The organism is Paenibacillus sp. S-38 (assembly GCF_049942825.1).
In the GTDB taxonomy this organism is placed as follows: domain Bacteria; phylum Bacillota; class Bacilli; order Paenibacillales; family NBRC-103111; genus Paenibacillus_G.
In genome coordinates this window covers 4,939,961-4,953,243 of the sequence record NZ_CP187970.1, presented here as the reverse complement: position 1 = coordinate 4,953,243, position 13,283 = coordinate 4,939,961, and the positions used below count along the sequence as shown (strand labels likewise).

At 56.2% G+C, this 13,283-nt stretch carries 10 protein-coding genes and 1 pseudogene; 5 read left to right on the top strand and 6 right to left on the bottom strand.

Features of this window, described 5'->3' with window-relative positions; all coding sequences use genetic code 11:
* Positions 1-163: 163 nt before the first annotated feature.
* Positions 164-1,594, top strand: a complete 1,431-nt coding sequence (locus ACP26L_RS21685; protein ID WP_426446271.1) for a DUF5050 domain-containing protein — start codon at positions 164-166, stop codon at positions 1,592-1,594.
* 133 nt (positions 1,595-1,727) lie between these two features.
* Here ACP26L_RS21685 and ACP26L_RS21680 read toward each other — a convergent pair whose 3' ends face one another.
* From ACP26L_RS21680 to ACP26L_RS21660, 5 genes and pseudogenes are all read right to left on the bottom strand, one after another.
* Positions 1,728-2,516, bottom strand: coding sequence for an SDR family NAD(P)-dependent oxidoreductase (locus ACP26L_RS21680; RefSeq protein ID WP_426446270.1), 789 nt, complete (start codon positions 2,514-2,516; stop codon positions 1,728-1,730).
* A gap of 74 nt (positions 2,517-2,590) precedes the next feature.
* A pseudogene (locus tag ACP26L_RS21675) lies at positions 2,591-3,521 on the bottom strand (helix-turn-helix domain-containing protein).
* A 766-nt stretch (positions 3,522-4,287) separates the two neighbouring features.
* A complete protein-coding gene (locus ACP26L_RS21670) occupies positions 4,288-5,280 on the bottom strand; it encodes a YiiG family protein (RefSeq protein ID WP_426446268.1) in 993 nt (330 codons plus the stop codon).
* A gap of 1,018 nt (positions 5,281-6,298) precedes the next feature.
* A complete protein-coding gene (locus ACP26L_RS21665) occupies positions 6,299-6,997 on the bottom strand; it encodes a hypothetical protein (RefSeq protein ID WP_426446267.1) in 699 nt (232 codons plus the stop codon).
* Positions 6,998-7,121: 124 nt separating this feature from the next.
* Positions 7,122-8,159, bottom strand: coding sequence for a DUF4850 domain-containing protein (locus ACP26L_RS21660; protein ID WP_426446265.1), 1,038 nt, complete (start codon positions 8,157-8,159; stop codon positions 7,122-7,124).
* 179 nt (positions 8,160-8,338) lie between these two features.
* Between ACP26L_RS21660 and ACP26L_RS21655 the strand changes: the two genes are divergently transcribed.
* From ACP26L_RS21655 to ACP26L_RS21645, 3 genes are all read left to right on the top strand, one after another.
* Positions 8,339-8,647: a hypothetical protein gene (locus ACP26L_RS21655; RefSeq protein ID WP_426446263.1), complete on the top strand. Its 309-nt coding sequence runs from the start codon at positions 8,339-8,341 to the stop codon at positions 8,645-8,647.
* A gap of 177 nt (positions 8,648-8,824) precedes the next feature.
* Positions 8,825-9,910, top strand: coding sequence for a stalk domain-containing protein (locus ACP26L_RS21650; protein WP_426446262.1), 1,086 nt, complete (start codon positions 8,825-8,827; stop codon positions 9,908-9,910).
* 74 nt (positions 9,911-9,984) lie between these two features.
* Positions 9,985-10,158 carry a hypothetical protein gene (locus ACP26L_RS21645; RefSeq protein ID WP_426446261.1) on the top strand — a complete coding sequence of 58 codons (174 nt, stop codon included), beginning with the start codon at positions 9,985-9,987 and terminating at the stop codon, positions 10,156-10,158.
* Positions 10,159-10,251: 93 nt separating this feature from the next.
* Here ACP26L_RS21645 and ACP26L_RS21640 read toward each other — a convergent pair whose 3' ends face one another.
* Entirely contained in the window at positions 10,252-11,679 is a 1,428-nt protein-coding gene (locus ACP26L_RS21640; protein WP_426446260.1) for a PLP-dependent aminotransferase family protein, read from the bottom strand.
* Between the two features lie 159 nt (positions 11,680-11,838).
* Between ACP26L_RS21640 and ACP26L_RS21635 the strand changes: the two genes are divergently transcribed.
* On the top strand, positions 11,839-13,254 hold the full coding sequence (locus ACP26L_RS21635) for an APC family permease (protein WP_426446259.1): 1,416 nt from the start codon (positions 11,839-11,841) through the stop codon (positions 13,252-13,254).
* Positions 13,255-13,283: the final 29 nt, after the last annotated feature.

Below are 13,283 nucleotides of genomic sequence, written 5' to 3'. Positions count from 1 at the left end.
GGGGCATGTTATTCGAATAGCTGGTGAGAAAGCAGAGGGGCTCCGGTCCGTCTGCTTTATTGCATAGGATCCTACCATTTTGGCTTCACCGGATAATTCAGGTGGAACATCCTCTTTGTTATTTGCGTTAAGAAGGCAAGACAAACAAAAAGGAGTCCTGCTCATGATTCGTCATCTCCCAACCTGGACGGCCGCAGCGGCTGCTGCCTGCCTTCTTCTCCTTAGCCCTGCTGCAAATGCCTCCGCAGAGGCTGTGGAAGCCACTTATCCTCCCTTTCCGGTTACCGTGAATAAAACGGCGCTGGATGGGGTGCACAGCGTCTATCCCCTCCTACTGCACAAGGGAGTCACTTATTTTCCGATGACCTGGAATTATACTTCCGCTCTTGGCTTAAGTGTCAGCTGGGATACGGAGAAGGGTTTGTCTCTGGACAAGGTTAAGGGGACCTGCGGTCCGGTTCCGCAGACTTTATTGGCGGAGGTTCAGAACAGCGGTGCCGCAGAAGGCGCCATAAGGGTACCCTTTCCCGTCACTGTTAACGGGAAGGAGATCGATGCCTTGAATGAGCCGTATCCAGTTCTGCTGTACCGCAATATCACTTACTTTCCGATGACCTGGAGGTTTACGAAGGAGGAATTCGGCTGGCAGTCGGACTGGGAGGACGTGCACGGCTACAGCATTCAGTCCTGCATAGGAGCGGACACCGCTAAGCAGCAGCAGGCTGCGCTGAACTTATCGAACGGCGGCCAGCTCGCTGTCGATGACGAGTGGATCTACCAGAATCCTGTCCGGGATTCGGAGGGGCCGCACAGTCTAGTGAGGACAACGTTAGACGGCGAAAACCTGATGAAGCTGTCGGATGATAACGCTGTGCATATCAATGTGGCCGGAGATTGGCTGTATTATATTGCAGACGGTAAGTCCGGCGGCATCGTCAAACTCCGCAAGAACGGGACGGAACGGACGGTATTGTCGGACTCGCGGGCGGCGGAGCTCTGGTCGGATGGGGATTGGCTGTACTTCACGAAATGGGCTCCGAATCCGGAAGGTCAAGCAAACGGCTATGCTTCGCCGTCCGGAATCTACCGGATGAAGAAAGACGGAACGGGGGAACACCAGCTGGCCGCGGATGGGGAGGTCAAGAACCTGTATGTATACCATGACAGGATTTACTATATAAAGGGAACATCCGGAGAGGAAACGCTGTACTCCATGAATCCCGACGGCTCGGATGCCAGGAAGATGCATGAGGGTGTCACCGAGTTTATCATCGCGGAGGATTGGATCTATTATGTGCGGGAGAACACGGATTTGCGCAAAATCAGTCTGGACGGTTCCGTCGACATGGCGGTGCTCCAACAGGACAAAAATCCCCTCGGAAGGCTCTCCTACCGGGAGGGCTGGATTTATTTCGCTGCAGGCTCCACAGGTCATCATGGCTCTCTTCCCATCGAACGGATCCGATTGGATGGAACCGGGCGTGAGGCGATTGTGGAAGCCCGTCCGGTGGCCCTTTACTGGGCCGGTGAAGAGATGTACTTCGCTCAATGGAACCTCGGGGCCCATGTGATGGAACATCTTGAACGTAAGTAGAGCCGGGCACAGGAACACAGGGGAGCTGGGCAAGGGCATGACAATGAGCCCCATAGCTGGGGCACCGGGCTAGAGCATCTGCCGAGGAAAACTGCTGCAGGATCGTTCAACTACTATTTGACATTACATAAAATTACCATATTGTCGGTACCATTCCTCCGTCCATGCGGATCGGAGAGCCTTTGAAGGCGGAGGCCATCGGGCTGCAGACGAAGGCAGCCAAGCGGCCGATTTCCGCAGGTCTGATCAACCGTTCGATTTCGGATTGAGGCAGGTTCTTCGTCATAAAATCTTTCTCTTTAGCCTCGAAGGTGATTTCTTCGTTCGAATCAATGCTCTCGATGATCTGCTGTACGTTTTCAGTGAGTGTCGGTCCTGGCAGGATCGTGTTCACGGTAACCTCGGTGCCGCGAGTCAGCTTGGACAAACTCTTTGACAACGACAGCAGCATAGATTTGGTCACGGCGTAATGAGGCATCTGTCCCGAAGGCATGACGGCTTCCTCGCTCGCGATAAAGAGAATTCGGCCGTATTCGCGGCTTAGCATGGATGGCAAATAAAACTTGGTTAAGCCGTTGGCGGCGAGAACATTCGTGCGGAAATACTCCTCCCATACGGTATCGTCCACGTTCTCATAGGACATGATCTTATAGATGCCCATGCTGTTGACGAGAATGTCGACGTGGGGGAACTTCGCGAGTAAAGCCTCTCTTTGCCGTGTATCGACGAGATTGGCGGTTGCGTTACGAGGTTTCGTCTCCGGGAAGGACGCTTCGATCTCAGCGACCGTTCTCTCTACGTTTTCGTTGTTCCGGCCATTTATTAGAACGTGAACTCCTTCTCTGGCCAGCTCGATGGCGATCGCTTTGCCGATGCCTCTGGTTGATCCCGTTACTAATGCCGTCTTATTCTTCAATCCCATATCCGTCTGTCTGCACTCCTTATATTTAGGATAGGGATAATGATACTGCGTTTCGCCTAATCAGTAACTAGCGCTTAACGACAACGCTCTTGCGCGAGGCGCCAACTGGCGGGAGTCTCCCCTTCCCAGGAGCGGAAAGCGCGATAGAACGAATTCTGATCCTCGTAGCCGACGAGAAAAGCTACCTCTTTGATCTCCAGCGACGGGTCTGCCAAGTAAGCGAGGGCCTGTTCGCGCCTAGTTTGCGTTAACAACTGCTTAAAGCTTGTGCCTTCGTTCATCAACCGGCGCTGCAAGGTACGATCACTCATCCCCAGTTCGCCGGCTATGGTTGGAATGTCGACTCGCCCTCGCGTCAAGCATCGCGACAGAATCGAGCAGCTCTTCGTTGTACGAAGCGAAGGGACGGTCCAGGTCGGCGCGATTCAATGTTTGCCGATTGCAGTCCGCTCCTGTCCGAACGCGACAGCCGAAGTAACTTTCAAGGGCTGGGACATGGCCCATGGAGGGGACGAACTCTGCGGAGAGGGCTGTCAGATGACGGCCGGTTCCCCGGCGACCGAGCTCCAGCAGGTAAGCAAGCGTAATGCCGATGAGCACCGGAGGTCTGGGTTGATCGGCATACTGCCAATCCAGTTCAATGACGCACTGCCCGCCTGCTTCTCGAATGCGCAAGCCTTCCGGAGGGCACATGCGCTTATAGCGCGCCATTCGATGGAGAGCGTTCCGGTAGTCGAGAGCATGGAAGGTCGCCAAGGCAGCCGGCGGGTATTGTGCGGTCTCGAAGGCGGTCACGAGCTTGACGATTCCCGCGGCAGGGTCTCCGACCAGCTCGGAATAGGCTTGCCAGATCGCGTAGTAATGCGCGCTCAAGACGAACGTTTCATGGATGACGGTTAGCGGCAGCTGGGCATGACGCACTACGTCCTGAGTAGCTATTCCTAATTCACGTAAACCAGTCCAGAATCCTGGCGCTAACTTGACACGATCTGCGAAAGGAGCCATCGTTGTCGACCTCCTGATATCCAATGGCAAAGGGTCCACGGGTTCCGTGGACCATAGATTCTTCTGAATTATAGCTTAACCGTCGAGCAACGTCATCTCCTCTTTCAGGTATCGCGTGCCGTGAGCAGGCCGCTTTTTGAGATCTGAGCGGGAAAATGGCCTTAGTCTATGGTGGCCTGATCATCCTTTGCCTGTATGGCGGCAGTGAAGCTTCCGGTTTTTTCGGCATGTCTGAGAATCGAAGCATAGAAGTGACCTCAGCATCCAGAGCCTCCACATATAAATCGACGGCCCCGTTGGGTTCATTCTCCACGATATATTCGCCTTGTCTTTCCCGGAGATCGCTCTCAGTATTGGACGCAACGAAGCCGCAGCGGTACAGCTTGCGAGCCGCGCTCGTCGCCGATTTTAGGGCGCCGAATCGCCTTCAGAAACGGCGGGGCCCCAGCGAAAAAAAGGGAAACGATCCTGAGTTCGCACCAGTCGCAAATGCGCCGGTTGTTCGCGGTTCAGAGGCCGTGGTCAAGCAATTCACCGATCGTGCCCGGAGCATGATCCCGGTGCTCGTGAACGGATCATCGGCAGGTGCGATTGCCGGCTAGACACGCCTTCGCGAGCTCGACATCGCCGCTTTGAACGATTGGTTGGCTGAGAGCGTTTTTTCTTACTTCCCAAAACACAACAAGCCTTGTCCGCGATGGGAACGCGGATAAGGCTTGCTCGTCAGCGGGACTCCGTATTCCGAAGCCTAAATCGTCAGATACGCTTAATTCATTTCATTATATCTTTGGACTGCCTTGCTTAGCAGATAATAGAAATTCTCAGGTGTACCATCCGTAGTGTTCAGGAACTGGCCGTTCAGGTCAGAATCAGATACAGGCTGCTTCTTATTGATGCGTTCAATGATTTTCGAAGCGGCTGCTTTTGCCTCAGTAGCTGAATGAATATAGTTCTCGATGCTGAAGCTGTTAACCCCTTCGGTTTGTATTCGTTTCTTGTCTTTTGCGATGGTCACGAGCGCATTCAAATCTTCAGTCATCATGTCGTATTTGGCTTTAAACTTCGTCATATCAAGCTGCAGCACATTGCCGGCGGTGATTCCCTGCTCATCCATTTCAATGGCCGTAGCCTCAGCATCTATCATGAATTTCAGGGCATTATACCTGATCTGCTGGTCTGCATCCTTGAGTTTTTGCAGTTCAGCCTGACGCTGCTCGTTACCCAATTTTTGCATAGCGGTGAAGTATTCTTTGGCGACAGTCCCATAAGCGAGATTGGCGCTTACCAGCTTGGTATGCAGCTGTTTTCCTTTTGCGAAATCATCATCCACGTAGCCTTTGCTATCATAGTAGGCTTTCATATCGTCCAGGACGGACAACAGATCTTTGATGACGGGTGTCAGTTGAATCACTACAGGATCCGCGTTCGCAAAAGCAGGTTGGCTTGCGGTATAGCCGTTCGCCTTATCAATAACTTCCCGCTCAGCTGCAGCAACGCCGATCATGATAAAGCTGAGGTTCTTCTCGATTACAGGCTGTTGATCAACTCCGAACTTCTCGAAATAATGATCCATAACCTCATTGATTCGGCCCGTCATCAAGTTATTGAGCCCAACGTACGCATTGTATTTCTCGATTTTTTTGCTCTCGTCAGACGTAACGCCTGCAACCGCTTGATCCGCGGTGGATGAAATGGCAGAACAAGCGGACAACATGGCACCTAACCCAATAATGGCAATAAAGAATGATAGCTTTCTCACAAAGTGATTCCTCCGACTAAGTAATTTATCGTGCTTTTCCTTCGTATGGCGTCTGAGAGCAGCTGGAATCTTATGGTCGATTTAAATCCCTCTTCTCCGCACCTCAATGTTGATTATGCAACATATCCATTGAATTCTAGAGTGATTTGGTGGGTAGGTCTTGAGTCTTGAGTAGCAAAAATGGGTACAATGTCAAAAACTTCTTTCAATGGGACTTACTTTAACGTTAAAATGAAGAAGAGAGCAGCAGCCACGCGGCGATCTGCTCCCTGGTCATTGCGCTATCGTTACTCGTTAGAAGGCTTTGACAGTTTACCCTCATACAGCAACTTAAAGTACCAGTGACCTAACACAACAATAACCAAAAAAAACACCAGTTGTTTAATGATAATAGGTACATGAATTGCTTCTGAGAAAAACCATACGATGAATGCCGTAGTCAGAGTAAGCTCATAAACAAGAATTTTGGCTCTAAGCTCCGGTCTAATCCACCATAGCTTGACTAGTAACGATATGCTCCCAACAAAGGTGAGCAGCAGCCAGATATAAAACATGTCCTTGTTTAGCGTATATCCGAATAGTGGACCGTATTGTAATCCGAGAGAGATTATTGAAATTTTCTGAAGCTTCCGCTCCATACGGTTCAGATCATTATAGACTTTTGTCATATTACCAGATCCCTTTATTTTAGCATCGGCTTGTGTTATAACTCTGCTTTAATGAGAGTTTTCGATAGCTTAATTTGAATAAACTGTACCATATCAATGGTTACCAGCCACATCGCAAGAAGATCATGAAGTAATAACACCAATCGTAACGGTATTCGGTCTAGGTTTATTTGCATCTGCCCACCTAACAAAATTCACCATATATTATAACTGTACTGCTCGGCAGCTTAATAAAATCACCCCAAAAAGGGATGCCCCTCTTGCATCATCCGGAGAGCATCCCATTTTTCGTGTATGGCTTATCGGGCGAATATTCGAAGGTGTCGATGTCCGCTACCTCCACGCCAGCCCTACAATGAGGCCTTCTCGGACCACAGGCCGTTCCGCTGGAAGTAGTTCTGCAGGAGAATCGCTTCTTCCTTATACTGGGCGAGCTTGCGCCGGAGGATGTCGAAGTCGTCATCGGGCACCTTTTTGGACCGGCGCAGGGAGAGCGTCCATTTTTTCTCCACGGGAATGATCATCACGAACGAATGGCCGCCCACCGCGGTGGAGATCGTCTGGTTCTCATAGCTCAGTTCGATGAGCTGGGCGGGATGGAAGATGCGGGATAAGGTGAAATAAGAGCTGTCGCCTTCGGGACCAAGCGCTTCTTCAAGCAGCTTGTTCGTCTGCGTGCGGTTGAAGGTCGGCGGCTGCTCAAGCTGCTGCGACCACAGCAGAATCAGTCCTTTGTCCTCATAGGTGAACATGAAAGCAAAAGCATACAGGGTATAAATCCGGTGGAGGTACATCTCGAGCATCAGATCCGTCTCGAGTTTGCCGATGGGGCGCAAGCGGGAGCAGTCGACCACCTTACGGGCGCCGTCCTTCAGAACCGGCGCGGTCAATGATTCGGGGGGAGCCTGGAACAGCGCGTAGGCGGGCTCTTTGGGGTTCTGAATGACGAGCGGGCGGAACTCCGCAAGACGATCCAGCTGTTCCAGAGGAAGCTTCAAATCTTCATTCGATTCCTGGCGTACCTTGTTCATGATTGCATCCTGCAGCATAGAAGCCCTCCTAACCTAGTGGCATTTATCCTATCCATGTAAGTCTTCTCTATATCTATGGTGTGGTGAAAATATCATATCATAAGAAAAGCTGATTTTTAAGCGGGGTGGAGATGATTTCCTTTCATTGTGACAAGGTTTGGGGAATTCTCTGCCTCTCGGTGTCAGCAAAGAAGTTGAGGGAGGCCGTCGCAAAGCGGCGCGATCCGGGTTTGACTGTAATCTCCAACAGACGGAAGAGGTTGTTCTCCTTGGTTGCCACACCGTGAGTCTCGTACCGCGGTTCACGGTCCTTGAGCGAATAGCTCACAAGATCCAGGCTGATGGGGATGCGCCTCGCAAACTCGCGGGAGGGCCCTTCCAGGATGTAGCCCTGTTCCTCCGCCCATTTCGCCATCTCCGGGAAAAAGGTCGCGATATTCGGAACGACACAGCCTTGGCAGCCTCCGCTGTCGCTGTAGACGATCATCTGCTTCGGATCCTTGGGGTGCTGAACGCTGAAGCCGACCGATCCGTTCGCTCCCATCACCGCTTCGAAGACGGACCAATCCGCGGGAGCGAGCAGGGAGATGCCGCCGCCATAGCCGGTGCTCATCCAATACATGGCCATCCCGCGTGCTTCGCGCACAGTAAGCCGATAGTCCTTGCATGTCAGCGGCTCCGGGGGACACAGGGTGACCCCTTCAGGGTCAGCGCCGTAATTCGCCTGGACGCAGACGACGGGGACCTCGAACTTCGCTTCCCCTTGGGGAAGGAAGGAGGCCGTTCCGCTCACCAACGTATGCGGCAGCTCTCCATAAGGGCGCTGCAGTACGGGCGGTGGGGAGGGGGGCTCCGGATGGGCCAGCGGGGGAGAAATCTTCTGCTCCCGCTCGGATGCTCCGGGAGGAGAGGAAGAAGGAGTTTCGGCAGCGGGCGCATCGGCGGTAGAATCCACAGGCGCAGCAGCATGATGAGCTGCTTCGGCAGATTGTACTGCCGTCGGTAACGATGCCGGTTCAGCCGGCGCGGCGGCAGAAGAAGCCGCAGACGAGAGGGAGGCCGGCGGATCGGCCGATGGACGGCCGAGCGGACTGCAGGAGGCAAGGAGCAGCACCATGCCCGTGTTGATCAGCCTCCAGACGGACAGGACATGGCGGGAGCGCCCCGGGAAGGTTGGCATCGTTTCACTCCATGATTCAGGATGCATACTAGACGACGGAGCCAGGCCCTTGGTTCCATGCTCTGCTCAGGTTGAATGACAATTTTTGTGCAGCCTGTGAGAACCGTCATACGGGGATTTCGTCAACAATGCTATTCTATGTGTATACGAAGCGGAAAGCATACACAGTAAGGGGAGACATGATGATGGGTATTTTATTTGAGGTCGTTGGGGTTTTGCAGGAGAATAAGGTCGGCTTTCTGTTCAAACAGCATACGCCGTTGATCGACAATCAGGTGTTCTCGATCCTCAAGCTGCCGACCGGGAATGTGAAGACGATTCACAAAAGCATGCTGGGCCATCCGGTCCGCAACATGAAGCTGGAGTCCGGCAGAATCCAGATCTGTCACGGCTACTGCCAGGAAGCCCAGGTCGGCACGATGCAGGAGCGCATTGAACGCATTCTGATGCCTCAACCGCAGGGCGAGTATGCAGCACAGGCGAACTGATTAGTCAAACAGGTGCAGCCTCTCGATAGAATCAAGGTCCCGGTCCCGAGCCGGGACCTTTTTGCACTGCTCATATTCTGATATTCAAATGGCCCAATCCGGAATATAATGAGGGGGATCACCGATTCGAAAGAGCTTTCTGAAAGGGATGCAGCCCAATTGACCAACACGAACATCATGGCACGAAACCAAGTACGGAAGACCGTGCTCTCGCTGGCTCTGGCAGCCGTACTTGCCGCAGGGACAAGCCTGAGTCCTGCAGTCGTTTCGGCCGAAACTTACGAATCAGGAGCAAGCTACACCATCAGGGAGCAGCCTGTCACTGTGGACGGCAAATCCGCCAGGATCCCCGTCATTTATTCGGAGGGCAGCACATACATCGGACTGCGGGCGCTGACGGAGCACCTTGGCCTCGCGATCGAATGGGACGGGCAGGAGAGAGCCGCTTCGGTCACAGGCCGCGGACGAACGCTGAAGGTCTATCCGGACACCGGGGTCTATACGCTGAACGTGAACCGGCTGTATGGAGAGTATCCGATTCTCCAGGACGGCTCCCTGTATGTGCCGCTGCGCTTCCTGCTCGAACGCCTTGGGTACGGCGTCTCTTATGACGAGGCGTCCCGGACCATCGGAGTCGAGACGATACAGGAGAACCCCCTGAGGATCGTTACCGTGACCACGGACGGCGGCCATCCGCTGGTGGATGCGCAGTACCCGCAGATCGAGGGCTACGCGGATGCGGCGGTGCAGCAGAAGATCAATGACACGCTGAAAAAAGAGAATGAAGCCCGGATCGCCGAAGGGATCAGGCAGCTGAAGGAAGCGGATCAGTGGAACAGCGAGCTCAAGACGGACAACCCGGAGCTCGAGATCCCGCCGTCCGCCTACAGTGCCTCCTACGTCGTAACTTATAATGAGAACGGCCGGCTGAGCCTGTATTCGGATTATTACTTTTACGGCGGAGGGGCTCACGGCTCAACGGTGCGGCAGGGTTATACGTTTGATCTCAAGACCGGCGAGTCCATGTCGCTGCAGGAAACGGCTGGGGGCAGCGGAGATTATGTCGGCATCATCAACCGGGAGATCCGGAAGCAGATCGCAGGCAGCGGGCTGTATCTGCTTACTCCGTTCGAGACGGTGGAGCCGGGCCGGGATTACTTCCTGACACATGAAGGCGTCGTGATCTACTTCCAGCAGTACGAGTACACGGCGTATGCCGAGGGCATGCCGGAGTTCATTATCCCTTATGATTCCTTCAAATGAACAGCGTTCGGCGTTTAGAACAGGAGTCTACCGGGTAATCAAAAGCATGTCCTATAACCGGGAGGTGTCTGGAGATGACGGCCGGATCGAAGAACGAGCTTGTCCGCAAGGACGGCAGTGCTTCCGACATGAGAGCATTCGTCGAGCGCACCGCTTCGGCGGACGGCAGACAAGATCAGGAACCGGAGAAGAACCGCAAGCCGGATGAGCAGAACAAGCTCACGGACCAGCATAATCTGCGCAAGTAACAAGACAGCGGCCCTGCCGTCCTTCGGGACAGCAGGGCCGCTTTTCTATGGATGCGTAGGAAGGGCAGGCCCTACCATAGGGGTCACGCGTCGTTAGTCCCAGACGTTCGCCCAGGCCTGCTCCAGCCGCTTTAGTCCCTGGCGGATCTGCGTTTCGGTGAGGCCTCCGAAGCCGAGATAGAGACGGGGAGGTCCCATAGGAACGGGCCGGGTCCAACACTCCTGCAGATCATATACGAGCACACCGTGCGCCGCAGCCAGCTCCAGCAGGCGGCTCCCCGCCAGCCGGGTATGAACCGTGATCTCGAGATGAAGACCGGCGCTGTGGCCGGTGATCTCCACCCGCCTCCCCTCCCAGAGGGAGCGGATGCCGTGCACCAGCTCCCCGTGTTTGCGTCGGTACAGCCTGCGCATCCTCCGGATATGCCGGTACCAGTAGCCCTCGGCGATAAGCGCATGCATCGCCCACTGCTCGATGCGGGAAGGGGCATGAAGCAGATGCGGCCTGCTGCGGGCAGCCTGGGCGAGCGCCTCCGGCAGAACCATGTAATTCATCCGCAGGGCCGGCGTGAACACCTTGGAGAAGGTGCCGATATAGATGACCCTGCCGTCACGGTCGAGGCTCTGCAGCGAGGGCAGGGGTTTGCCTTCATAGCGGAACTCCCCGTCGTAATCGTCCTCGATGACATACGCACTCCGGGAACGCGCCCAGCCGAGAAGCCGCTCACGCTCGGCATATGGCATGACGGCCCCGGTTGGAAAATGGTGGGATGGGGTGATATAGACGGCCTGCGCAGCGGCTGCCTCCAGTTCATCCACTGACCATCCCCGCCTGCCGACCGGCCAGGAGAGGACCTCAAACCCGCAGTGCCGCCACTGCTCGCGAACCGGAGCGTAGCCGGGGTCCTCTGCGGCGAGGGGCGCTCCGCCGGTGAACAGCTTGGCCAGGATGCCCATGCTGTAAGAGATGCCGGAGCCGATGACGATCTGCTCCGGCCGGCACACCACGCCGCGGGAGGTCCGAAGGTAATCGGCCAGCACGCAGCGCAGGCCCTCTTCGCCCTGCGGGTCGCCGTAGCGGCCGATCTGCCCGGCGGCGCGGTCCGCCGCCTGATGCAGCAGGCTTCGCCAGGTGCGCAGCGGGAAGCTGTGCGGATCGACGGCCGAGGGCCGGAAGTCGATCCGGGCGTCCCGCGGTTCCGCCGCAGGCGGAGCAGGGGCCGCATTCCGGCCGGCCTGCTGCACCGCAGCGCTGTACGGAGCGATGCCCTGAGGGCTTACGGCGTACAGGCCGGAGCGCGGCCGGCTTACGGCGTAACCCTCGGCGACGAGCATCCCATAGGCGGTCTCGACCGTAACCTTGGAGATATTGAGCTGCCCTCTCAGGGAACGGAGGGAGGGAAGGCGCGTACCGGCTGCAATCCGGCCGTCCCGGATGCCCTCGCGGATTTGCTCATAGAGCTGCCTGTACAGCGGCTGGTTGTCTTTATTCGTCAGGCTGAGATCGAATATCCCGCTCACCTGCTTTCTGACCCTTAGATCTGTACTGAAACTGACCCTTACTGCAGGGTCAGTTTCAGTATAAGCTTCAGAGGAAGAGTCAGGCAACCGGCCGGCCATGGGCGGGTGCAGCACCTATAGAAACGGGGAGATGTCATGAAAGATGGGATGAAGGAAAGGATGAAAGGAAAAAGTGCAGTTCGGGAGGCTTTGACACGATCGGGAAGCCAGCCAGGCTCCGATGCCTTCCCGCGGTCTCGAAAGCCTATGGCAGCGGCAGATTGTACACAGCAGGAAGGAGGCAGGGCACCGGAATCGGACGGGCCGGGGGAGAAGCGGACCGCTGCCCTTCGCCATGCGGGTCTTCGTCCGAGCCTGGGGCTGCCTCAGATCGTGGCGCTGTATATCGGCTCGGTGATCGGCTCCGGCATCCTGCTGATCCCCGGCCTGGCCGCAGAGCTGGCGGGCCCCGCTTCCATCCTGGCCTGGCTCGCGATGTCCGTGCTCGTGGTGCCGATGGCCGTAACGATGGGCTGGCTGGCAGCCAGGTATCCGAACTCGGGCGGGGTATCCCACTTTGTCCGTCTGGCTTTTGGGGCTCCCTACGGCCATCTCGTCGGCTGGTTCTTCCTGCTCTCGGTCCCCTTCGGCGGGCCGGTGCTGGCCGTGACCGGAGCCCGTTATCTGGCGGTGCTCCTGCACTGGAACGCGGAGCAGGTCTACCTGACGGCAGCCTTGATCGTGCTGCTGCCGCTGCTGCTGAACGTCTATGGCCTGCATCTCGCCGGCAGGCTGCAGATGGTGGTCGTCGCGCTGATTCTGGCCGTGCTCGTTCTGGCGGTCACCGTGTCCATCCCGCACGCCGACACGGCTCATCTGACACCTTTCATGCCGCACGGTCCGCTGAGCGTCGTACAGGCGGCAGGGCTGATGTTCTGGTGCTTCATCGGCTGGGAAGCGGTGACCCACCTGTCGGGCGAGTTCGTCGACCCAAGGAAGAACGCGGTGCGCGGCATTCTCTGGAGCGCTGGGATCGTGGCGATTGTCTACTTCTCCGTGGCGTTCATGACCGTGGCGACCGGCAGCTACGGCGGGGATGCCTCCGCAGCATCGCTGAGCGTGATGGTCCAGCGCTCGCTGGGCGAAGCGGGAGGCTGGGCGGTCGCCGCAGCCGCCTTGTTCATCTGCTTCGCTGCCCATAACGCGTATTCGAGTGCCGCATCGCGCACCGCTTATGCGCTGGCCCGCGAAGGGGCTGCGCCCAAGTGGCTCGGCGCCCTGCATCCGAGGTACGGCACCCCGGTCGGCGGCCTGCTCTTTATCGCGGCGGGCAGCATGGGCGCCCTGCTCCTGCTGTACAGCGGAGCCGTGCCGCTTGCGGAGCTGATCGGGCTGCCGAATGCGGCCTTCATCGCCACTTATATCGGCGGGTGCATGGCCGGTGTGCGGCTGCTCCGGGACAGCCGCTGGGGCCGAAGATGCGCTTTCCTCTCACTGGCGGCGGTTCTTGCCCTATACCCGTTCCTCGGCTGGCCCGCACTGTTTCCGGCAGGAGCGGCACTGGTGCTGTATGTCTGGCGGCTCCGTAAAGCTTGAAGCAGCATAGGATCTGAAACGAAGGGAGG

Bases quoted from the DNA above. Each gene is read 5' to 3' on its own strand.
- ACP26L_RS21665 (WP_426446267.1), bottom strand. From the start codon at position 6,997: ATGCTGCAGGATGCAATCATGAACAAGGTACGCCAGGAATCGAATGAA.
- ACP26L_RS21635 (WP_426446259.1), top strand. From the start codon at position 11,839: ATGAAAGGAAAAAGTGCAGTTCGGGAGGCTTTGACACGATCGGGAAGC.
- ACP26L_RS21680 (WP_426446270.1), bottom strand. From the start codon at position 2,516: ATGGGATTGAAGAATAAGACGGCATTAGTAACGGGATCAACCAGAGGC.
- ACP26L_RS21685 (WP_426446271.1), top strand. From the start codon at position 164: ATGATTCGTCATCTCCCAACCTGGACGGCCGCAGCGGCTGCTGCCTGC.
- ACP26L_RS21645 (WP_426446261.1), top strand. From the start codon at position 9,985: ATGACGGCCGGATCGAAGAACGAGCTTGTCCGCAAGGACGGCAGTGCT.
- ACP26L_RS21660 (WP_426446265.1), bottom strand. From the start codon at position 8,159: ATGCCAACCTTCCCGGGGCGCTCCCGCCATGTCCTGTCCGTCTGGAGG.
- ACP26L_RS21650 (WP_426446262.1), top strand. From the start codon at position 8,825: ATGGCACGAAACCAAGTACGGAAGACCGTGCTCTCGCTGGCTCTGGCA.
- ACP26L_RS21655 (WP_426446263.1), top strand. From the start codon at position 8,339: ATGATGATGGGTATTTTATTTGAGGTCGTTGGGGTTTTGCAGGAGAAT.